Annotated in this window: 30 protein-coding genes and 1 pseudogene; 29 read left to right on the plus strand and 2 right to left on the minus strand. The window is 31.4% G+C overall.

The window, feature by feature from the left end:
- The first annotated feature begins 2 nt into the window (after positions 1-2).
- From JJC03_RS04605 to JJC03_RS04665, 12 genes are all read left to right on the plus strand, one after another.
- Positions 3-245, plus strand: a complete 243-nt coding sequence (locus JJC03_RS04605) for a hypothetical protein (protein WP_235874095.1) — start codon at positions 3-5, stop codon at positions 243-245.
- A gap of 818 nt (positions 246-1,063) precedes the next feature.
- Positions 1,064-2,923 carry an MTBMA_p00010-related P-loop-containing protein gene (locus JJC03_RS04615; protein ID WP_235874096.1) on the plus strand — a complete coding sequence of 620 codons (1,860 nt, stop codon included), beginning with the start codon at positions 1,064-1,066 and terminating at the stop codon, positions 2,921-2,923.
- Between the two features lie 25 nt (positions 2,924-2,948).
- Complete coding sequence (locus tag JJC03_RS04620) at positions 2,949-3,437, plus strand: hypothetical protein (RefSeq protein ID WP_235874097.1); 489 nt, start codon at positions 2,949-2,951, stop codon at positions 3,435-3,437.
- A 121-nt stretch (positions 3,438-3,558) separates the two neighbouring features.
- Positions 3,559-3,894 carry a site-specific integrase gene (locus JJC03_RS04625; protein ID WP_235874098.1) on the plus strand — a complete coding sequence of 112 codons (336 nt, stop codon included), beginning with the start codon at positions 3,559-3,561 and terminating at the stop codon, positions 3,892-3,894.
- Positions 3,895-3,932: 38 nt separating this feature from the next.
- Entirely contained in the window at positions 3,933-4,166 is a 234-nt protein-coding gene (locus JJC03_RS04630) for a tyrosine-type recombinase/integrase (protein ID WP_258932583.1), read from the plus strand.
- Positions 4,126-4,386 carry a tyrosine-type recombinase/integrase gene (locus tag JJC03_RS04635; protein ID WP_235874099.1) on the plus strand — a complete coding sequence of 87 codons (261 nt, stop codon included), beginning with the start codon at positions 4,126-4,128 and terminating at the stop codon, positions 4,384-4,386. Before JJC03_RS04630 ends, JJC03_RS04635 begins: the two co-directional genes overlap by 41 nt.
- Positions 4,387-4,388: 2 nt before the next feature.
- Positions 4,389-5,204: a tyrosine-type recombinase/integrase gene (locus tag JJC03_RS04640; protein ID WP_235874100.1), complete on the plus strand. Its 816-nt coding sequence runs from the start codon at positions 4,389-4,391 to the stop codon at positions 5,202-5,204.
- Positions 5,205-5,257: 53 nt separating this feature from the next.
- The gene (locus JJC03_RS04645; protein ID WP_235874101.1) at positions 5,258-5,452 is read left to right on the plus strand and encodes a hypothetical protein; all 195 of its coding nucleotides are present in this window, start codon (positions 5,258-5,260) and stop codon (positions 5,450-5,452) included.
- 858 nt (positions 5,453-6,310) lie between these two features.
- Positions 6,311-6,814, plus strand: coding sequence for a hypothetical protein (locus tag JJC03_RS04650; protein WP_235874102.1), 504 nt, complete (start codon positions 6,311-6,313; stop codon positions 6,812-6,814).
- A 1-nt stretch (position 6,815) separates the two neighbouring features.
- Complete coding sequence (locus tag JJC03_RS04655; protein ID WP_235874103.1) at positions 6,816-7,310, plus strand: hypothetical protein; 495 nt, start codon at positions 6,816-6,818, stop codon at positions 7,308-7,310.
- An 86-nt stretch (positions 7,311-7,396) separates the two neighbouring features.
- On the plus strand, positions 7,397-7,948 hold the full coding sequence (locus JJC03_RS04660) for an RHS repeat domain-containing protein (protein WP_309597783.1): 552 nt from the start codon (positions 7,397-7,399) through the stop codon (positions 7,946-7,948).
- 19 nt (positions 7,949-7,967) lie between these two features.
- On the plus strand, positions 7,968-8,402 hold the full coding sequence (locus tag JJC03_RS04665; protein WP_235874104.1) for a hypothetical protein: 435 nt from the start codon (positions 7,968-7,970) through the stop codon (positions 8,400-8,402).
- Between the two features lie 141 nt (positions 8,403-8,543).
- Here the strand turns inward: JJC03_RS04665 and JJC03_RS04670 are convergent, their stop codons facing one another.
- The gene (locus JJC03_RS04670; RefSeq protein WP_235874105.1) at positions 8,544-8,873 is read right to left on the minus strand and encodes a helix-turn-helix domain-containing protein; all 330 of its coding nucleotides are present in this window, start codon (positions 8,871-8,873) and stop codon (positions 8,544-8,546) included.
- 157 nt (positions 8,874-9,030) lie between these two features.
- Here JJC03_RS04670 and JJC03_RS04675 point away from each other — a divergent pair, with 157 nt between their 5' ends.
- From JJC03_RS04675 to JJC03_RS04735, 13 genes and pseudogenes are all read left to right on the plus strand, one after another.
- On the plus strand, positions 9,031-9,483 hold the full coding sequence (locus JJC03_RS04675; RefSeq protein WP_235874106.1) for a CHC2 zinc finger domain-containing protein: 453 nt from the start codon (positions 9,031-9,033) through the stop codon (positions 9,481-9,483).
- 76 nt (positions 9,484-9,559) lie between these two features.
- Positions 9,560-11,194, plus strand: a complete 1,635-nt coding sequence (locus tag JJC03_RS04680; RefSeq protein ID WP_235874107.1) for an MTBMA_p00010-related P-loop-containing protein — start codon at positions 9,560-9,562, stop codon at positions 11,192-11,194.
- 327 nt (positions 11,195-11,521) lie between these two features.
- Entirely contained in the window at positions 11,522-11,857 is a 336-nt protein-coding gene (locus JJC03_RS04685) for a site-specific integrase (protein WP_235874098.1), read from the plus strand.
- Positions 11,858-11,895: 38 nt separating this feature from the next.
- A complete protein-coding gene (locus tag JJC03_RS04690; RefSeq protein ID WP_258932583.1) occupies positions 11,896-12,129 on the plus strand; it encodes a tyrosine-type recombinase/integrase in 234 nt (77 codons plus the stop codon).
- The gene (locus JJC03_RS04695; RefSeq protein WP_235874099.1) at positions 12,089-12,349 is read left to right on the plus strand and encodes a tyrosine-type recombinase/integrase; all 261 of its coding nucleotides are present in this window, start codon (positions 12,089-12,091) and stop codon (positions 12,347-12,349) included. The genes JJC03_RS04690 and JJC03_RS04695 overlap by 41 nt, the downstream gene beginning before the upstream one ends.
- A 2-nt stretch (positions 12,350-12,351) precedes the next feature.
- A complete protein-coding gene (locus JJC03_RS04700) occupies positions 12,352-13,167 on the plus strand; it encodes a tyrosine-type recombinase/integrase (RefSeq protein ID WP_235874100.1) in 816 nt (271 codons plus the stop codon).
- Positions 13,168-13,220: 53 nt separating this feature from the next.
- A complete protein-coding gene (locus JJC03_RS04705; protein WP_235874101.1) occupies positions 13,221-13,415 on the plus strand; it encodes a hypothetical protein in 195 nt (64 codons plus the stop codon).
- An 858-nt stretch (positions 13,416-14,273) separates the two neighbouring features.
- Positions 14,274-14,768 carry a hypothetical protein gene (locus JJC03_RS04710; protein ID WP_235874108.1) on the plus strand — a complete coding sequence of 165 codons (495 nt, stop codon included), beginning with the start codon at positions 14,274-14,276 and terminating at the stop codon, positions 14,766-14,768.
- Positions 14,769-14,774: 6 nt separating this feature from the next.
- Positions 14,775-15,398: a hypothetical protein gene (locus tag JJC03_RS04715; protein WP_235874109.1), complete on the plus strand. Its 624-nt coding sequence runs from the start codon at positions 14,775-14,777 to the stop codon at positions 15,396-15,398.
- Positions 15,399-15,532: 134 nt separating this feature from the next.
- Entirely contained in the window at positions 15,533-15,703 is a 171-nt protein-coding gene (locus JJC03_RS04720; RefSeq protein ID WP_235874110.1) for a hypothetical protein, read from the plus strand.
- A gap of 109 nt (positions 15,704-15,812) precedes the next feature.
- Positions 15,813-15,938 (plus strand): annotated as a pseudogene (locus tag JJC03_RS04725) (RHS repeat-associated core domain-containing protein); the annotation flags it as partial.
- Positions 15,939-15,956: 18 nt separating this feature from the next.
- Positions 15,957-16,319 (plus strand): AHH domain-containing protein, encoded by a 363-nt coding sequence (locus tag JJC03_RS04730; protein ID WP_235874111.1) that lies wholly within the window; start codon positions 15,957-15,959, stop codon positions 16,317-16,319.
- A gap of 10 nt (positions 16,320-16,329) precedes the next feature.
- Positions 16,330-16,797: an imm11 family protein gene (locus tag JJC03_RS04735; RefSeq protein ID WP_235874112.1), complete on the plus strand. Its 468-nt coding sequence runs from the start codon at positions 16,330-16,332 to the stop codon at positions 16,795-16,797.
- Between the two features lie 126 nt (positions 16,798-16,923).
- Here JJC03_RS04735 and JJC03_RS04740 read toward each other — a convergent pair whose 3' ends face one another.
- Positions 16,924-17,283 carry a helix-turn-helix domain-containing protein gene (locus JJC03_RS04740; protein ID WP_235874084.1) on the minus strand — a complete coding sequence of 120 codons (360 nt, stop codon included), beginning with the start codon at positions 17,281-17,283 and terminating at the stop codon, positions 16,924-16,926.
- Positions 17,284-17,426: 143 nt separating this feature from the next.
- On the opposite strand from JJC03_RS04740, the gene JJC03_RS17380 reads away from it, so the two are divergent.
- The 4 genes from JJC03_RS17380 to JJC03_RS04770 all read left to right on the plus strand — a co-directional run bounded on the left by JJC03_RS17380 (position 17,427) and on the right by JJC03_RS04770 (position 21,237).
- Positions 17,427-19,880: a CHC2 zinc finger domain-containing protein gene (locus JJC03_RS17380; protein ID WP_258932250.1), complete on the plus strand. Its 2,454-nt coding sequence runs from the start codon at positions 17,427-17,429 to the stop codon at positions 19,878-19,880.
- A 95-nt stretch (positions 19,881-19,975) separates the two neighbouring features.
- Positions 19,976-20,797 (plus strand): tyrosine-type recombinase/integrase, encoded by an 822-nt coding sequence (locus JJC03_RS04760; RefSeq protein WP_235874085.1) that lies wholly within the window; start codon positions 19,976-19,978, stop codon positions 20,795-20,797.
- 10 nt (positions 20,798-20,807) lie between these two features.
- Entirely contained in the window at positions 20,808-21,044 is a 237-nt protein-coding gene (locus tag JJC03_RS04765; RefSeq protein WP_235874086.1) for a hypothetical protein, read from the plus strand.
- A complete protein-coding gene (locus JJC03_RS04770; protein ID WP_235874092.1) occupies positions 20,995-21,237 on the plus strand; it encodes a hypothetical protein in 243 nt (80 codons plus the stop codon). Before JJC03_RS04765 ends, JJC03_RS04770 begins: the two co-directional genes overlap by 50 nt.
- Positions 21,238-21,391 lie beyond the last annotated feature (154 nt).

Raw genomic sequence — 21,391 nt, forward strand, 5'->3', positions numbered from 1 at the left:
ATATGAAAATTAATTTGATTGAGTTTTTAAAAAATGGATTTTTTGGCAATATAACTCTTGGTGAACATAGAAATAAAATTATCAATTTTTTTAATTCTATTAATGAGCTAAAAGATGAAGATTATATTAGTTTTAATAATTTAGAATTAAAGTTTTTTGATGATGAATTAGTTTTAATAAGTTTTTATCTTAATCATTCAGGTGAATTATTTTTAAATGATAAATCAAGAAATCCTTTTTTATAGAAGATTATCAGGATTTTGAAAATATAAATCTTTGTGACTTCGAAAAACTTTGTAAAAATTACAATTTGAATATTACAAAAAGATTTAGTACTTCTAGTGAGACTTCAATATATTTAAATGATAGGATATATGTAACATTTGAAAATAATGCATTAAATTCAATATCAATATTCGATGTTGATAAAATTTAAACTAAAGCAGTGCTACTTCTACGATCTTTTTAGAAAAAAGTGTCCCTTATAAGGTAAGTGTTTAAAAATAAAAAGCTTACAAATAGGTAATTTTTAAACGATAGAAATTATAAAACAAAAAAGCTGTCGATTGACAGCTTTTTATTTTAAAATAGTTTGTAGTTTACTTCTTGCTATAAAGGCATCTATGAGTGTATAAACATAATCTTTGTCTTTTTCAGACATCTTGTTTACTTCTTTTACTTTTTCCATTAAAATATCATTGAGTTCTAGTTCTACATTTCCTACTAAATAATCTAAAGAAACTCCTAAAGAAAGTGCTATTTTATTAGCTATTTCTACTGAAGGTGTAATTTCTTCTCTCTCATATCTTCCTATAACAGCTCCACTAGTACCTACTAGTTTTCCTAAATCTTCACGAGAAAAATTCTTTTTTTCCTTAAATCAGCTATTCTATTCCCAATATTCATAATCAAAAAGTTATATAAATCCTCTATAAATAGAGGTTTAGCAAATATAATCAATTTATAAGTAATATTTATTATTAATAAATCTTGTTTATTTATTACTGATTGATTAAGTTTGTAACTTATAAGTGAAGTAGTAAACTTTTCAACAATTTTAAAAATGCAAATCAACGACATCAAACAAAATTTAAGTTTAAGCCAGGTACTAGCTCATTACAATCTACAGCCCAATAAAAACAAAATGTTATTTTGTCCTTTTCACCTGTCATCCCGAACTGGAGGAAGGGAACAAACAGCAAGTTTACAAGTCAATTTAGAAAAGAACTTTTACAAATGCCACGCTTGCGGAGCAAAAGGCGACCAAATCCAATTTGTGCAAGACTTTGAGAAATTAACCAAACACGAAGCCCTTATAAAATGTACAGCACTTGCAGGGAATCCACCCGAAATAAAACACCAACCCATAACCACAAAACCAATGGATCAAGAAAAACGAATTGAATTTTTAGAAAAACTATACGAAACCTTTATAAAATCAGCTTATTTAAGTCAACCAGCAAGAGACTATTTACAAAGCAGAAACTTAACGGCATTACTAGAAAAAAGAGGATTAGTCGGCTTTAACTCTGGTCAGTTCCACCACGCAGGACGATTTGAAAACGAACCAAACCCCGAACAAGCAAAAAAGGAAATGATACAAGATGCTTTAGAAATAGGAATGTTAACCCCTTTAAATAGAGTAAATAATCAAACAGGCGAAGCAGTAACCTATCAAGTTTTTGGAGTAAAAAGCATTGCTTTTCCTTTGCGTAATGCTAAAGGACAAATAGTAAGTTATTATTTTAGAAATGTTGAAGATAAAAACGGCAAACATTTTTATTTAAAAAATCGTCAGGGCTTATACCCCTATTATCCAAAACCTGAAACAAAAAAACTTATTTTAACTGAAGCTATTATTGATTGTGCTAGCCTTTTACACATTCCCGAAATCACCAATAATTATAGCCTTTTAGCGTGCTATGGTACAAACGGCTTAACTCCAGAACACACTGAGGCAGTGAGCCAATTAAAAGAACTGGAGGAAATTATATTTTTCTTTGACGGAGACAAAGCAGGAAGCACAGCAATTGAAAAATACACAAAGGAACTTCAAACCTTAAACGTTAAACTAAAAATAACAAAAGTAGAACCCCCCGAAAATGAGGATGTAAACAGCCTTTTAGTCGCTTATGAAAAAGAAATTTTTATGGAACTATTGGAAAAAAGAAAGACTGTAATTACTAAGGACAAAACAATTTTACCCGAAAATATTATTTCTTCAGTTGAACCAACTTTAAACTTTAAACCTTTAAACTTTGAATCAAAAACAAAACCCCTCGACTTACTAAAAACTCCTAATTTATTACACAATATCAATGATTTACTAGGAAAAATAGGCATTGTAGGAGAAGAAGATAACAGGCTATTGCAATATGTAACGGCAACTACCTATAAAATGAATTACAATTTACACGTATTATACCAGGGAAGCTCAGGAAGTGGCAAAACCCACACCATCAAACAAATAGCATTACTCATACCGCCCGAAGATGTGATTTATTTAACCCGAGTTACAGAAAGCAGTTTGTACAATTATAAAAATGGAGAGTTTATGTATAAGTTGGTAGTTTTTGAAGATTTAGACGGACTAAAAGAAGAAGCTTTACTGGCAGTGCGTGAAATGATCTCTAATAAAAAATTATCGTCCTCGACTTCTATCAAAGACAAAAAAGGCAATGCCGACGGTAAAATAAAAGCCGTAGAAGTATCTTTTGCTAGTTTATCAGCCACCACAAAAGGCGAACTCTACGAGGATAATATGAGTAGAATTATAGTGTTATCGGTCGATGAATCAAAGGAGCAAACAAAACGAATCATTGAGTATAAAAACAAAGTCTATCAAGGCGAAATCAACAAAGAAGAACAAGAAAAAAATAAGACAGTTTTTAAGAGAATGCATCAAATTATTACAAGTCTATGAAGTCATAAACCCTTATGCAAACCTCGTGGAACTGCCCGAGAATGTACACAAACCCACCCGAATGCACGACATCGTTATGGGGGTAATCAATCAAATAGTACTACTGAATCAATACCAACGAAACAAAACCCCACAAGGACAATTAATCGCAGAGAAAGAGGATGTTATCAATGGTTTATTATTAATGAAAAACAGCATTATATTAAAAATGGACGAGCTGGAGGGGAAAGTCAGAACCTTTTACGAATCCTTAAAAAAGTTTGCAGAAAAAAAGGCTAAAAAAGAAGATAAGAAAAAAGAAGATGTAAAATTTACACGCTTCGACATTAAAGACCATTACACGCTAAGCAAAGCACAAATAAACCGATATTTAACCGATTTAGTATCTTGTGAATATTTATCAAAATTAGGCAAAATGGGCAAAGGCAATCAATATAAAATAGCCCATTGGGACAACTTTAAAACATTAAGCGAAGAAGAATTACAAACAATGTTAGATAAGTTAAAAGAGTAGTAAAATGAGTCTAAAGTGAGCCTAGAATATACCTATAATGAGCCGATAAAACAAGTGTAAACCACTGTAAAACAACAAACAAAAGTAATCGGCGCATCATTTTAAAAAACAGTGTAGGACAATGATAAACAAAGCATCGTATAAAGAAGAATTACTCACACTAGGTTACCATAAATTATCAGTCGAACAACGAATAAGAAACATCAACCATTTTATAAGAATCACTCAAAAAGAACTCCAACAAGTCAAACCCTCAGATCTAAAAAAATACGTCAATCATTATCAACAAAAGGCATTAAACACCCACACGATACAGGGATATTATAGAAGTATAGAACACTATTTTAGTTATTTAGAAAGAGAAAAACTCATTAAAAAAATCCATTTAATTATTATGAGCTACAACTTCCTAAAGCTACAAAAGCAGAAAGAGAAATACTCACTCAGCAAGAAATAAAACAACTCTATACAAAAGCCAACTTACAGGAAACTATCATTTTACACCTGTGCTATGGCTGTGGGCTTCGAGCCTTCGAAATGGAACAAATCACGGTAAAAGACATCGATACTCAACAAAAAACAGTAACGGTTCAAAAAGGCAAAAACAACAAATACAGAGTAATCCCAGTGAGTGAAAAAAATAAACCAGGACCTAATCAATTATTTAGAAACCATAAAATACACCACAATGAAAAATCAACACATTTTATACAACAAAGCAGGAACTAGATTAAAAAGATATACCGCTCTAATAATGCTAAAAAGACTAGCGATAAAAGCCAGTGTAAAAGCAAAAATAACCCTGCACGGTTTGCGTCATTCCATCGCCACACATCTACTAGAAAACGGCGTACAGCTCCCACAAGTACAAGCATTTTTAGGACACTCCCAAATGGAAACTACCGAAATATATACAAGAATAAGTAAATACCAACTCAAAAAATTATAATTATGATGACTCTAAAAGAATATATCCAAAACAACTTTAGTCCATCCAATCATAAAAGTTTATACTGTTGCATCAAGAAGTACCAAGAACACACCATTAATCACGAAAAAGCTACATTAAATGACATATTACGTTACCTTAAAATCCTTAGAGAAAGCAACAAAAAATACAGAACAATAGCCAATCATCTCCACAGCATCAAAGTATATTATAGGTATTTACAATTTAGTGGAATTAGAAAAGATCATCCTATCAAAAAACTCATTTTAATAGATAAAATAGACAAAACCATAAAAACCCAAAATTTATACACCACCAAACAATTAGAAGAATATTACCAACAAACCCCAAAACATAAAAAACTAATGGTGAGTTTACTTATAGAACAAGCCCTAACCACTAGCGAACTGATAGCCATCAAAGTAAAAGACATCGATCTCGAAAAAGCAGAAATTACCCTAAAAAGCAGAACTTTATCCCTAAAAGCCTATCAAATCTATCTCTGTACAGAATACATCAATTATATAGAATACATCAAAGAAAAAAAGCCAGAAGATTATTTATTTACCACCCGAACTAATAAAGCCTATAGAGAGAATGACATCAGCCAGCACATCAATAAAAACCGACCAGAAGAAAAACAAATTACACCACTCAAAATAAGACAAAGCGTCATTAAAAACTTATTAATACAGCACGATGTAAGAGTAGTACAAGTCTTTGCAGGACACAAAATAAGTGGAACAACACAACAATACAAAACAACTCAGTTCGAAGAACTAAAAGCAAAAATCAATCTTTTGCATCCATTACAATAAACTTTAGGTAAAGAAGCCTAAAGCCTTCATTATTAATTTTTAAATTTTTTACTATGACAAACAAAAATGAAACTTCCAGTACTTGGGAACAACAAAGAGAATTGCTGTTATTTGCACAAATCCTCACACAAAGCCATCAAATAACCCTTGTCTTAGAAAACATCCAAATGATGGTAGAAGAAATAAAAAAAGTGCAAGACACTTGGGATAAAGTAGAGCACAGACTTGTGAAAAAACAAGATTCTTAACACCTTAAACAACTGGCTATTTTTTTAGTCGGTTGTTTTTGGCGTTATACAAATCCCTATCCAAATAAAAAAAGCGGTTTGCTTCGCAGACGTATTTGCGCCCGCCCGTCCAACGCTCCCCAACGCTCCAGCGGTTTTCCCCACCCTCACAGCCGTTGTTTTTCCACCCCTGCAAGCCAGTAAAAAAAGGCTTTTTGTTTTTCCAACCCCTCGCACACAAAAAAGCCTTTTTTTACTCGCTTGCCAGCCAAAACCAAAAAAACAACCGCTTGCCAACGCTCGAACCGCTCCCAAAGCTATGTTACATAATTGGCAGTTATAGTTCAAGCCCTGCGGGTTCGCTTCGCCTTGAAAGCTATAACTGGCATTTATGTAAAATAGCCCCTCCCCAAAGCTCCCACCCCAAAAATAGGAGCTTCGCAAGAGTTTGCATTTTTAAATTATTTGTTCAAAAACCTGCACAAAAAGTCTGGGTACAGTGGTTCCCATCCTTCTTTGTTTGGTTTTTATCACAAAAATTTAAAAAAGGAGCTCGTGTTAACTGCTCCGTAAACTCCGCAGGGCTCGTTTTTTAAAACGATTGCTTTAGAAATACCCCATTCCAAAACAATATGCACCCTCCAGCAATCGTTTAAAAAAACAAGCTCACGGTAACTAAAGATGCCCGCCGACTTTGGGCAAACACTCAAAGTCTGTTTTGTACCTGCCTTGTTTAATCGATCAAAAAACAATTTTTTTTTTTCAGATGAAATAAAAAATTACCCTATTTTTGAAACAATGAAACTACTAAAACTACTTTTTATTCTATTGCTAATGCCTTGGAACTCGTACCCACGAGAGCCAAAAGGATGTCTGTCGATGGCTCAAAAGGGTATTGTAGCGGGTCAAAAAGAGGTGCGGGGTTATCTGACTCAAGACCCCATTGGATTGGCGGGAAATAACCCAACTTTGTATGGGTATGTTCACGATTCGAATAGTTGGACAGATCTTTTTGGGTTGGATCCAATCTTTTTAGACCCAAAAGACATTAATTTTTCTCAAACAAGTGTAAACAAAAATTTTGACACTCCAGATGGAAAAATTAATATTGATAAATTTGCTAAACAAGTTAAAGAAGCTAATTTACCAAATGGAGGTAATACAATAATGGAAAATATGAAACCAATCCGAGTTGTAAATGTTAAAGGTCAATTAGTAGTTAGAGACGGTAACAGTAGACTTTACACTGCTATTAAAGGAAAGTCTAAAATTATACCTATAGAATTTGTAACTGATATAGATGAATTAAGAGAATTTAATTCTAGATTAAAAAGAAATGGTCTTCCAAATACTGGAACAAGTGATTTACCAAAATGTAAATAAAATGAAAGAAATAGTAAAGTTAATAGAAATAGACTATTGGATTGACCCTAACACTCCTTTAAATTTACAAGTAATTGGAGATGAAGTATTAATATTTTTCAAATGCTTAAATAAAGAATTTATAAAAAATGGAATTCATAAAAATGAACAATTTGTTGGATTATTTCACTTAAAAAATGTTTTAGATATTAGACATAAGAGATATACAAAACTTCAACTTTATCCTATTGATTTTGATCACAATTTTCAAGGTTATTTTTATGAAATTCAAAATTCTAATTGGCTAAAAGAAATTATTTCCTTTAGAGATACTCAAGAGTTAAATTGGGAAAAATATGATAAAAAAACATACAACCATTATGTTTTTGATAATAATAAATTTTGGTTTGAAATTATAGCTGAAAAAATTGAGGTTCATAAGATAAGAAAAAAACAAGATTTACTTTCAAAATGGAAAGATGTCGATAGTTATATTAAAAAATTGCAATTGGTATAATTCTAATAACGTAAATTTTCTCAGCTCCGCAAATTCCTCAAGCCTACAACGAACAAGGTGAAATTGTTTGGGAAGCAAAATACAACATCTACGGGAAAATAACCAAGTTTACAGGGGATAGAAGTTTTATTCCTTTTAGACAACTCGGGCAATATGAAGATCCAGAATTAGACGGGCTTTACTATAACCGGTTTAGGTATTATGATGCGAGTACGGGATTGTATATAAGTCAAGACCCCATTGGATTGCACGGAAACAACCCAACGATGTATGGGTATACTTTTGATTCTAATACTCAAATTGATATTTTTGGGTTAGCAGGAGTACCTTGGTTACCTCACGGAGCAACTCAGCCAGATATAGTTTCTAAAGGGCCACATTTTTATGCTGGTGATGGTAAAACAGAATTAAAATTAGCACTTGACGGTGATAGAGTTACATTTATTGAAGCTTTTGGTAAAGATGCTAATACACCTGCCCTTAAAAAAGCTATAAAAGAATCGGAAGAGAAATTGTTAAATGATAAGTCTTGGCGTGAAAAATTATTAAAAAATGCTAGGGAAGTAAAAATAAGTTTATTTGAAAACTTTGGAAGACTTGATAGAGCTAGAGATGTAAAAAAATTGAGAAAGCGTTGAAAAAAATGTGTAAATAAATATGAAAATTAATTTGATTGAGTTTTTAAAAAATGGATTTTTTGGCAATATAACTCTTGGTGAACATAGAAATAAAATTATCAATTTTTTTAATTCTATTAATGAGCTAAAAGATGAAGATTATATTAGTTTTAATAATTTAGAATTAAAGTTTTTTGATGATGAATTAGTTTTAATAAGTTTTTATCTTAATCATTCAGGTGAATTATTTTTAAATGATAAATCAAGAAATCCTTTTTTTATAGAAGATTATCAGGATTTTGAAAATATAAATCTTTGTGACTTCGAAAAACTTTGTAAAAATTACAATTTGAATATTACAAAAAGATTTAGTACTTCTAGTGAGACTTCAATATATTTAAATGATAGGATATATGTAACATTTGAAAATAATGCATTAAATTCAATATCAATATTCGATGTTGATAAAATTTAAACTAAAGCAGTGCTACTTCTACGATCTTTTTAGAAAAAAGTGTCCCTTATAAGGTAAGTGTTTAAAAATAAAAAGCTTACAAATAGGTAATTTTTAAACGATAGAAATTATAAAACAAAAAAGCTGTCGATTGACAGCTTTTTATTTTAAAATAGTTTGTAGTTTACTTCTTGCTATAAAGGCATCTATGAGTGTATAAACATAATCTTTGTCTTTTTCAGACATCTTGTTTACTTCTTTTACTTTTTCCATTAAAATATCATTGAGTTCTAGTTCTACATTTCCTACTAAATAATCTAAAGAAACTCCTAAAGAAAGTGCTATTTTATTAGCTATTTCTACTGAAGGTGTAATTTCTTCTCTCTCATATCTTCCTATAACAGCTCCACTAGTACCTACTAGTTTTCCTAAATCTTCACGAGAAAAATTCTTTTTTTTCCTTAAATCAGCTATTCTATTCCCAATATTCATAATCAAAAAGTTATATAAATCCTCTATAAATAGAGGTTTAGCAAATATAATCAATTTATAAGTAATATTTATTATTAATAAATCTTGTTTATTTATTACTGATTGATTAAGTTTGTAACTTATAAGTGAAGTAGTAAACTTTTCAACAATTTTAAAAATGCAAATCAACGACATCAAACAAAATTTAAGTTTAAGCCAGGTACTAGCTCATTACAATCTACAGCCCAATAAAAACAAAATGTTATTTTGTCCTTTTCACCTGTCATCCCGAACTGGAGGAAGGGAACAAACAGCAAGTTTACAAGTCAATTTAGAAAAGAACTTTTACAAATGCCACGCTTGCGGAGCAAAAGGCGACCAAATCCAATTTGTGCAAGACTTTGAGAAATTAACCAAACACGAAGCCCTTATAAAATGTACAGCACTTGCAGGGAATCCACCCGAAATAAAACACCAACCCATAACCACAAAACCAATGGATCAAGAAAAACGAATTGAATTTTTAGAAAAACTATACGAAACCTTTATAAAATCAGCTTATTTAAGTCAACCAGCAAGAGACTATTTACAAAGCAGAAACTTAACGGCATTACTAGAAAAAGAGGATTAGTCGGCTTTAACTCTGGTCAGTTCCACCACGCAGGACGATTTGAAAACGAACCAAACCCCGAACAAGCAAAAAGGAAATGATACAAGATGCTTTAGAAATAGGAATGTTAACCCCTTTAAATAGAGTAAATAATCAAACAGGCGAAGCAGTAACCTATCAAGTTTTTGGAGTAAAAAGCATTGCTTTTCCTTTGCGTAATGCTAAAGGACAAATAGTAAGTTATTATTTTAGAAATGTTGAAGATAAAAACGGCAAACATTTTTATTTAAAAAATCGTCAGGGCTTATACCCCTATTATCCAAAACCTGAAACAAAAAAACTTATTTTAACTGAAGCTATTATTGATTGTGCTAGCCTTTTACACATTCCCGAAATCACCAATAATTATAGCCTTTTAGCGTGCTATGGTACAAACGGCTTAACTCCAGAACACACTGAGGCAGTGAGCCAATTAAAAGAACTGGAGGAAATTATATTTTTCTTTGACGGAGACAAAGCAGGAAGCACAGCAATTGAAAAATACACAAAGGAACTTCAAACCTTAAACGTTAAACTAAAAATAACAAAAGTAGAACCCCCCGAAAATGAGGATGTAAACAGCCTTTTAGTCGCTTATGAAAAAGAAATTTTTATGGAACTATTGGAAAAAAGAAAGACTGTAATTACTAAGGACAAAACAATTTTACCCGAAAATATTATTTCTTCAGTTGAACCAACTTTAAACTTTAAACCTTTAAACTTTGAATCAAAAACAAAACCCCTCGACTTACTAAAAACTCCTAATTTATTACACAATATCAATGATTTACTAGGAAAAATAGGCATTGTAGGAGAAGAAGATAACAGGCTATTGCAATATGTAACGGCAACTACCTATAAAATGAATTACAATTTACACGTATTATACCAGGGAAGCTCAGGAAGTGGCAAAACCCACACCATCAAACAAATAGCATTACTCATACCGCCCGAAGATGTGATTTATTTAACCCGAGTTACAGAAAGCAGTTTGTACAATTATAAAAATGGAGAGTTTATGTATAAGTTGGTAGTTTTTGAAGATTTAGACGGACTAAAAGAAGAAGCTTTACTGGCAGTGCGTGAAATGATCTCTAATAAAAAATTATCGTCCTCGACTTCTATCAAAGACAAAAAAGGCAATGCCGACGGTAAAATAAAAGCCGTAGAAGTATCTTTTGCTAGTTTATCAGCCACCACAAAAGGCGAACTCTACGAGGATAATATGAGTAGAATTATAGTGTTATCGGTCGATGAATCAAAGGAGCAAACAAAACGAATCATTGAGTATAAAAACAAAGTCTATCAAGGCGAAATCAACAAAGAAGAACAAGAAAAAATAAGACAGTTTTTAAGAGAATGCATCAAATTATTACAAGTCTATGAAGTCATAAACCCTTATGCAAACCTCGTGGAACTGCCCGAGAATGTACACAAACCCACCCGAATGCACGACATCGTTATGGGGGTAATCAATCAAATAGTACTACTGAATCAATACCAACGAAACAAAACCCCACAAGGACAATTAATCGCAGAGAAAGAGGATGTTATCAATGGTTTATTATTAATGAAAAACAGCATTATATTAAAAATGGACGAGCTGGAGGGGAAAGTCAGAACCTTTTACGAATCCTTAAAAAAGTTTGCAGAAAAAAAGGCTAAAAAGAAGATAAGAAAAAAGAAGATGTAAAATTTACACGCTTCGACATTAAAGACCATTACACGCTAAGCAAAGCACAAATAAACCGATATTTAACCGATTTAGTATCTTGTGAATATTTATCAAAATTAGGCAAAATGGGCAAAGGCAATCAATATAAAATAGCCCATTGGGACAACTTTAAAACATTAAGCGAAGAAGAATTACAAACAATGTTAGATAAGTTAAAAGAGTAGTAAAATGAGTCTAAAGTGAGCCTAGAATATACCTATAATGAGCCGATAAAACAAGTGTAAACCACTGTAAAACAACAAACAAAAGTAATCGGCGCATCATTTTAAAAAACAGTGTAGGACAATGATAAACAAAGCATCGTATAAAGAAGAATTACTCACACTAGGTTACCATAAATTATCAGTCGAACAACGAATAAGAAACATCAACCATTTTATAAGAATCACTCAAAAAGAACTCCAACAAGTCAAACCCTCAGATCTAAAAAAATACGTCAATCATTATCAACAAAAGGCATTAAACACCCACACGATACAGGGATATTATAGAAGTATAGAACACTATTTTAGTTATTTAGAAAGAGAAAAACTCATTAAAAAAATCCATTTAATTATTATGAGCTACAACTTCCTAAAGCTACAAAAGCAGAAAGAGAAATACTCACTCAGCAAGAAATAAAACAACTCTATACAAAAGCCAACTTACAGGAAACTATCATTTTACACCTGTGCTATGGCTGTGGGCTTCGAGCCTTCGAAATGGAACAAATCACGGTAAAAGACATCGATACTCAACAAAAAACAGTAACGGTTCAAAAAGGCAAAAACAACAAATACAGAGTAATCCCAGTGAGTGAAAAAAATAAACCAGGACCTAATCAATTATTTAGAAACCATAAAATACACCACAATGAAAAATCAACACATTTTATACAACAAAGCAGGAACTAGATTAAAAAGATATACCGCTCTAATAATGCTAAAAAGACTAGCGATAAAAGCCAGTGTAAAAGCAAAAATAACCCTGCACGGTTTGCGTCATTCCATCGCCACACATCTACTAGAAAACGGCGTACAGCTCCCACAAGTACAAGCATTTTTAGGACACTCCCAAATGGAAACTACCGAAATATATACAAGAATAAGTAAATACCAACTCAAAAAATTATAATTATGATGACTCTAAAAGAATATATCCAAAACAACTTTAGTCCATCCAATCATAAAAGTTTATACTGTTGCATCAAGAAGTACCAAGAACACACCATTAATCACGAAAAAGCTACATTAAATGACATATTACGTTACCTTAAAATCCTTAGAGAAAGCAACAAAAAATACAGAACAATAGCCAATCATCTCCACAGCATCAAAGTATATTATAGGTATTTACAATTTAGTGGAATTAGAAAAGATCATCCTATCAAAAAACTCATTTTAATAGATAAAATAGACAAAACCATAAAAACCCAAAATTTATACACCACCAAACAATTAGAAGAATATTACCAACAAACCCCAAAACATAAAAAACTAATGGTGAGTTTACTTATAGAACAAGCCCTAACCACTAGCGAACTGATAGCCATCAAAGTAAAAGACATCGATCTCGAAAAAGCAGAAATTACCCTAAAAAGCAGAACTTTATCCCTAAAAGCCTATCAAATCTATCTCTGTACAGAATACATCAATTATATAGAATACATCAAAGAAAAAAAGCCAGAAGATTATTTATTTACCACCCGAACTAATAAAGCCTATAGAGAGAATGACATCAGCCAGCACATCAATAAAAACCGACCAGAAGAAAAACAAATTACACCACTCAAAATAAGACAAAGCGTCATTAAAAACTTATTAATACAGCACGATGTAAGAGTAGTACAAGTCTTTGCAGGACACAAAATAAGTGGAACAACACAACAATACAAAACAACTCAGTTCGAAGAACTAAAAGCAAAAATCAATCTTTTGCATCCATTACAATAAACTTTAGGTAAAGAAGCCTAAAGCCTTCATTATTAATTTTTAAATTTTTTACTATGACAAACAAAAATGAAACTTCCAGTACTTGGGAACAACAAAGAGAATTGCTGTTATTTGCACAAATCCTCACACAAAGCCATCAAATAACCCTTGTCTTAGAAAACATCCAAATGATGGTAGAAGAAATAAAAAAAGTGCAAGACACTTGGGATAAAGTAGAGCACAGACTTGTGAAAAAACAAGATTCTTAACACCTTAAACAACTGGCTATTTTTTTAGTCGGTTGTTTTTGGCGTTATACAAATCCCTATCCAAATAAAAAAAGCGGTTTGCTTCGCAGACGTATTTGCGCCCGCCCGTCCAACGCTCCCCAACGCTCCAGCGGTTTTCCCCACCCTCACAGCCGTTGTTTTTCCACCCCTGCAAGCCAGTAAAAAAAGGCTTTTTGTTTTTCCAACCCCTCGCACACAAAAAAGCCTTTTTTTACTCGCTTGCCAGCCAAAACCAAAAAAACAACCGCTTGCCAACGCTCGAACCGCTCCCAAAGCTATGTTACATAATTGGCAGTTATAGTTCAAGCCCTGCGGGTTCGCTTCGCCTTGAAAGCTATAACTGGCATTTATGTAAAATAGCCCCTCCCCAAAGCTCCCACCCCAAAAATAGGAGCTTCGCAAGAGTTTGCATTTTTAAATTATTTGTTCAAAAACCTGCACAAAAAGTCTGGGTACAGTGGTTCCCATCCTTCTTTGTTTGGTTTTTATCACAAAAATTTAAAAAAGGAGCTCGTGTTAACTGCTCCGTAAACTCCGCAGGGCTCGTTTTTTAAAACGATTGCTTTAGAAATACCCCATTCCAAAACAATATGCACCCTCCAGCAATCGTTTAAAAAAACAAGCTCACGGTAACTAAAGATGCCCGCCGACTTTGGGCAAACACTCAAAGTCTGTTTTGTACCTGCCTTGTTTAATCGATCAAAAAACAATTTTTTTTTTTCAGATGAAATAAAAAATTACCCTATTTTTGAAACAATGAAACTACTAAAACTACTTTTTATTCTATTGCTAATGCCTTGGAACTCGTACCCACGAGAGCCAAAAGGATGTCTGTCGATGGCTCAAAAGGGTATTGTAGCGGGTCAAAAAGAGGTGCGGGGTTATCTGACTCAAGACCCTATCGGACTCGAAGGCAACAACCCAACCATGTATGGGTATGTTCACGATTCTAATGTTTGGACAGATGTTTTTGGGCTATCAACTGTTTATCTTAGAAATAAGGAGACATATGTTGGTAAAGCTAAACACAATGCAGCTGGAAGATATGGAAACAAAACTACTGCAACTGATATTTTTAAAGGGATTCCAAATACTGATGTTGCTCAAGGAGTTGAACAAATCACTTATGAAAGAATGAAAATAATGGAAGCTAGTGGAGATTTAAATCCAATGACAAATGGTCAAAGACCTGTTAACATGAGTAACAAAAAGAAAACTTATAGAAGAGATTTAGGTGAAAAATGGTTAAAAGATACATTTGGAGATAATTTTGAAGATGTAATTGATAAAAAAATTAAAGATCATTATAAACCTTTAGGCATGTGTAAATAATAAAGTATGAAAATAGATAATTTTGATTTAAAAGGTATTGATGAAAATATAAATTTGATAAAAGAGAAAAAATTAGTTTTAATTGAGAAAGGTTTACCGAAAGAGTCCTTAGAATATTTGAATAAAAAAATTAAAGATTCTAATATTAAGCTAATATTAGTTTGTGATCCAAGTAAAGATTCTAGTTCTGATTTGGTTAGAAATCTAGATGTCTTCAATTATTTGCAAACAATTAGTTCATTATCAATTTTAGTTAATTCATCTAAGGAGCTTAATGATATTTCTAATTTAAGAAAAATTGATGATTTATCAAGTTTTAGTATTAGTGGTAATTATAATAAAAAGATTAATTTGGACGCTATTAATAAATTTCAATCGTTAGTAGAGATTGAATTTGATGAATTAGATAATTCTAATAAATATAAGTTAATTGAAAGTTTAAAACTTGAAAAATTATCAATTGACTCAGTTGATTTAAGTAAATTAAAACAAAATATTCAATTGAAATTTTTAAAAATTAACAAAGATTTAAAAAACCACGAGAGCATAGATTATATATTCCCAAATTTAAATTTTCTAACTCTGTTGAATTGTAAAAAAATCAACAACTTTTCTTTTTATCTAAACTAAAAAACCTAGAGTTTTTACTACTAAATTCAACAAACATTGAAGTTTTACCAGAATTAAGCACTAAAATCATCAAGGTTCAGCTGTTAGCTAGTAAAAATCTTGAAAATGTTAATAGCTTATTAAAACTTAACAATTTGGAAAAAATTGCTATCACTGATTCTAAAGTTAATTATGAAACTATAAGGGAATTAGCAAAGCTTAAACTAAAAAACTTTTATTATACTACAAAAGTCAAAGAAAATAATGCAGATTTTGAAACTCTAGCTTTAAGAAATGGATTTGAAAATAGTTTAAGAGGGTTTTAATCTATTTCTTGTTACTACTACTGTAACAATATGGTATTGAAAAACTAGCTCCATAAAGTCTCCTGACTTTGAGTAAAAACAAAAATAAAACCCTGTAAATACAGGGTTTTACTATAATAGGTTTAGGTATTATGATGCGAGTACGGGACTGTATTTAAGTCAAGACCCGATTGGACTTAAAGGCAATAACCCAACGCTTTATGCGTATGTAGCTGATTCTAATAGTTGGGTTGACCCTTTAGGTTTAAGTAATATGCCTGCTAATGGTTGGAATTATAACAATATGCCAAAAATTGAAGGCTATCAAAATCATCACGTCATACCTCGTTCAATGGCTGACCACCCTGCAATAAAAGCAGCAGGTTTTGATGTCGATAAACCTAGTAATCTAATCTATTTACCTAAAGAACAAGGCACACACCCGACTAGAAGCCAACACAATGGTTGGAACAGCGTACATAAAGCGTATAATGCTGATATAAACCAAAAATTAAAAGATATTCACGATATAGGTCAAGCAGAAGGCTGGAGTAAAAAACAATATTCCGACGCCATAGAAGATTTAAGAAATCAAACAAGAAAAGGTCTTAGGGAAGGTCGAATAAAATGCCATTAAAAATAAATTTATGTATTACGAACTATCAGAATTTTACAAAAGAGATGTATATTTTCTTTATGATGAAAAAAATCTCATTGAACCTAGAGAATTTGAAAAAGGAATTAAAATAGATTCTAAAGAAGAAATAATATTCAATATTGATAAAATAGACAATTATCTCTCTTCTTACGACATTTTACCAACTTATAATGCTCCTTTAGTTAGTTCAAGATTTGTTGATTTATTCAAAGATTTAGTAGATATACAAACACAGTTTATAAATGTTAAAATTATAGACAAAAATAACAACTCTAATAATGATTATTTTATTCTAAATGTTATACAAGTAACTCCTTGTATGGATATGGAAAAATCTGTAGTTGAAATTAAAAAATATGGTTCTGCAAATGTTATGACAATTAAGAAATTACATTTAGTACCTAATTCTTTAAAAGATTTTCTTATAGTAAGAATGGAAGAAAAAAATCTTATATAATAGTTACAGAAGAGTTTAAAAAACGTTGTGAAAATGCAGGTTTAAAAGGAATTGATTTTGTGCCAGAGGGTCACACCATCTATACAGATATTTAAAAAATAAAGCCGTCTTAGACGGCTTTATTTTTTATAGATTAAGCGCATTGGATAAAGTTTGTTTTAACTTTTGTTTTGTTGATAACCCATCAATAATAGAATACAATCCTTTTTTTTCATCTTCTTCAAGGTTTTCAATAATTGAAACTTTTTCAATTAAAGATTTATCTATTGAATTAATATCTTTAAAATCTTCATTTGTACTAAACAACTCTGACATAGTACAATTCATTGCTTTTGCAATTTTCTCCAGTGTTGAATAAGATGGGTCAGTCTTATCATTTTCAATTCGGCTAAACTGTGCTTTTTCGATATTTGCAGACATAACCACCTCTTTTTGTGATAAACCTTTTAATAATCGCATTTTCTTTATTTGTTCTCCTAAGCTCATAAATAATACAGTTAACAACAACAAAATTATTAAATTAAACAATATCTTAAAATACATTTTAAAAATAGTTGTTTTATTGTATAACTTTTGTATTTTTGCTTAGTTGTAATAAAAGACAAAAAATAATATTAACATCTTTAAAAATGCAAATCAACGACATAAAATCCCGCTTAAGTTTAAGCCAAGTATTAAGCTATTATAATTTACAGCCCAATAAAAATAAAATGCTGTGTTGTCCTTTCCACGATGATAAAACAGCCTCTTTACAAGTCAATTTGCAAAAAGATTTATACAACTGCCACGCTTGCGGAGCAAAAGGCGACCAAATACAATTTGTACAAGATTTTGAAAAGCTATCAAAACACGATGCCTTAAAAAAATGTACACAGTTAGCACAAGTAGCAGAACCACAAATTATACATCAAAGTGAAGTTATTAAAACAATGAGTCAAGAAAAGCAAACGGAGTTCTTAGAAAAGTTATTTGAAACCTTTGTAAAATCAATCTATCTCAGCGGTTCGGCTAGAGATTATTTACATAGCCGTAATTTATCCAGTGTTTTAGAAACTAGGGGATTAGTAGGCTTTAACTCGGGACAGTTCCACCACGCAGGACGGTTTGAAAATGAAGTTAACCCTGTTCTAGCAAAACAAGAAATGATACAAAATGCTTTAGAAGTAGGAATGTTAAGCCCTTTAAATAGAGTAAACAATCAAACAGGCGAAGCAGTTACTTATCAAGTTTTCGGTAATAAATGTTTAGCCTTTCCACTGCGTAATGCAAAAAACGAAATCGTATCTTTTTATTTTCGTTCCATTGTCATTGCGAGCGATAGCGTGGCAACCTCTAAACACTTTTATTTAAAAGGTAGGCAAGGTTTATACCCTCATTATCCAAAACCCGAAACTAAAAAACTCATTTTAACCGAAGCCGTCATTGATGCTCTTTCATTAACACAAGTCTTAATACTTAATACAGAATACTCTATACTTTCTTGTTACGGTACAAACGGAATCACTCCCGAACATTTACAAGCAATAAAGAATTTAAAACATTTAGAAGAAGTAATTTTTTTCTTTGATGGAGACAAAGCAGGTAGCACAGCGACAGCAAAATACGCTCAAGAACTCATATCTCAAAACCCACAACTCAAAATAACAAAAGTTGAAACCCCTGAAGGCGAAGACATCAACAGCCTTTTAGTAGCCTATGAAAAAGAAATCTTTATCGAATTAATAGAAAACAGAAAACCCCTAACAAGCCAGGACCACATACAAGAAACACAAAAAACTTTTTCTTCATCTGAACCAACTTTACCCGAGCTTGAAAAGCGAACAGGCGAAGCAAACCTTAAACCTCAAACAAACAAAACAAATAACAAAAACGATGAAAAACTAATTATAAAAGCCTCTGAGGTATTATCGGTAGTTGAATTTTTAAAAGACAAAAACCTTATACACAATCTAAATTTTTTAATTGGTCAAGCAGGCATTGTAGGAGAAGAAACCGCACGGTTATTACTGTTTTTAATTTTATTGAGTTATCTAAATAATAATCCCTTACACGGTATTGTACAAGGAACATCAGGAAGCGGTAAATCGCATATGATTAAAGTAATTGCTGATTTAATGCCTCAAGAAGATGTTTTGCGATTTACTAGAATTACAGAAAGTAGTTTATACAACTGGGGCGAATTTGATTTGTTTAGAAAAATTATCATTATCGAAGATTTAGACGGATTAAAAGAGGAAGCTTTATATTCATTAAGGGAATTAATCTCTAATCAATATTTAAGTAGTTCGGTAAGTTTAAAAGATAAAAAAGGAAATAATAAATCTACTAAAAAGGAAGTAAAAGGACAGTTTGCCAGTTTATCAGCCACCACAAAAGGCGAAGTGTACGAGGATAATATGAACCGCAGTTTTATTATAGCAGTCGATGAAAGTTTAGAACAAACCCAGAGAATCATTAAGTATCAAAATCAGATTATAGCGGGCGAAATAGATATAAAAGAAAAACAAAAAGCCGTAAATATGGTACAAGATGTAGTAAGACATTTAAAACATTATGAAGTGCAAAACCCCTTTGCCAGTAAAATAGATTTACCAAAAGGAGTCCGCAACCTTAGAAGGCTCAACGATATGTTCCAAAAAATTATAAAACAAATTACACTATTACATCAGTATCAACGAAAAGTAATAAACGGCTTTTTAGTAACAGAAATTCAAGACATTATTTTAGCTATAGACATACTTTTTGAAAGTGTCATTTTAAAAATGGATGAGTTAGACGGCAGTAGCAGACAATTTTTTGAGAAACTAAAAAAGGCTTTTAAGGATAGAGAATTTAATCGTTTTGAAGCAATGGAAATAACAGGATTTAAAAAAACACAATTACAACATTATCTTAATGAACTGGTACGTTTAGAATATTTAAGACAGTACGGACACTCAAATAAAGGCTTTAAATACAAAATATCATTCTTAGATAATAACAACTTAATGCGTCAACAAATCAAACAACACTTTAAAGAACAGGTCGAAAAACTACAAAAGAAAAACAACAACGGTAACTCACAACCACCAAACGAACACTAAACGGTCACTAGAATTTTTAAACCCTTTTATTTTCAACACTTTACAATGCCTTTTACCCTAGCGTTCGTAAAACACAAAAAAAAACAGTTAGCAATATGGTCGTACATCATCAAATCATCGTAGCACATCTTTTGGAGTACAAAAATTATTTACAACTCAAAGGATATAAAACACAAACCGTAAAACACTCAATAGCTTATGTAAAAGAATATTTAGAGTATCAAAATAAAGAACCCTGCACACTTAGCCAGTACTTTAAATACCTCGAAAACCGCCCCAATAAAAACCATCCTAAATTAAAACTCGGTAAATCCACTTTAAACGGCGTAATACTAGCTTTAGAAAAATACTTTAATTACTTAGAATTTGTCAAAAAACAGCCTATCATACCTTGCAAAGTACCCTATTATAAGTTTACAAGAAAACAAATAGAGTATCTAACAGTAAAGGAAGTACAAAAATTATTTGATTGCGTTATAGACTTACCACACAAAGCAGTACTTACTTGCTTGTATCATTTAGGACTTAGAGCCTCAGAGGTGATAAACCTTAAAACAAAAGACATCGATTTAAAAAAGAACCTGGTATTTATTGCAGGATCAAAAACAGGACATCAGCGGTATGTACCCATTAATAAAACCGCTAAACAAATACTTAGAAATTACTTAAAGCTTCACATCGAATATTATCTATTTAAAGGAGTTTACAAAGAGCAATCAAACACTCATTATCTTCAAAAAATAGTAAAAAAATACGCTAAAGAAGCAGGTATTACAAAAAGAGTTTACCCGCATTTACTACGTCATTCCATCGCAACACATCTACTACAGCAGGGAATGCAACTCGAAAAAATCGCCCAATTTTTAGGGCATAACAGTTTAGACAGTACCCACAGGTACACTCATTTTAATCAATAAACAAAAAACTATGAAAACTATTTTTGACCTAGAATTTTACATTCTACAAATCCATATTGGCTCTGATTACTACGAATTAAAATTTTTAGAATTAGAATTAAAAATAACCTTATTAGAACTTAAACAAAAGGGAATTGATTTAAAAACCATTGAAGAGCAAATAACCCTTTTAGAATATGAACTTAAAATTTTACAATATGAAAACTATCAATTATTACAAAAATTCTGCTCAAATACAATCCTATAACTCAAAAACATTTATAGATTATTTACAGCAACAATACAGGTATAAAGAAGGCACTTTACAAATGAAACTAAAGGAATTAAACTCTTGGCAAAAACTCTGCAACGCCAGTCAAAAATTAGAAAAACTAACCACTTCAGAAATATTAAAAATGATAGAAGTAAAAAAAAACAAAATATCATATACAAGTCATTAACCGTCATTTACAAACCCTAGAACAATACTATTATTATCTTATCGAACAAAAAAAAAAGGAAAGACCACCCTATAAAAAACTTTAGAATAAAAGTAGAAAAACGCCCCTTATTACAAACATTTATTTCTGTTGAAGAACTAGATACTATTTATTA

Origin of the sequence: Flavobacterium oreochromis, from assembly GCF_019565455.1 — a bacterium.
Taxonomy (GTDB): domain Bacteria; phylum Bacteroidota; class Bacteroidia; order Flavobacteriales; family Flavobacteriaceae; genus Flavobacterium; species Flavobacterium oreochromis.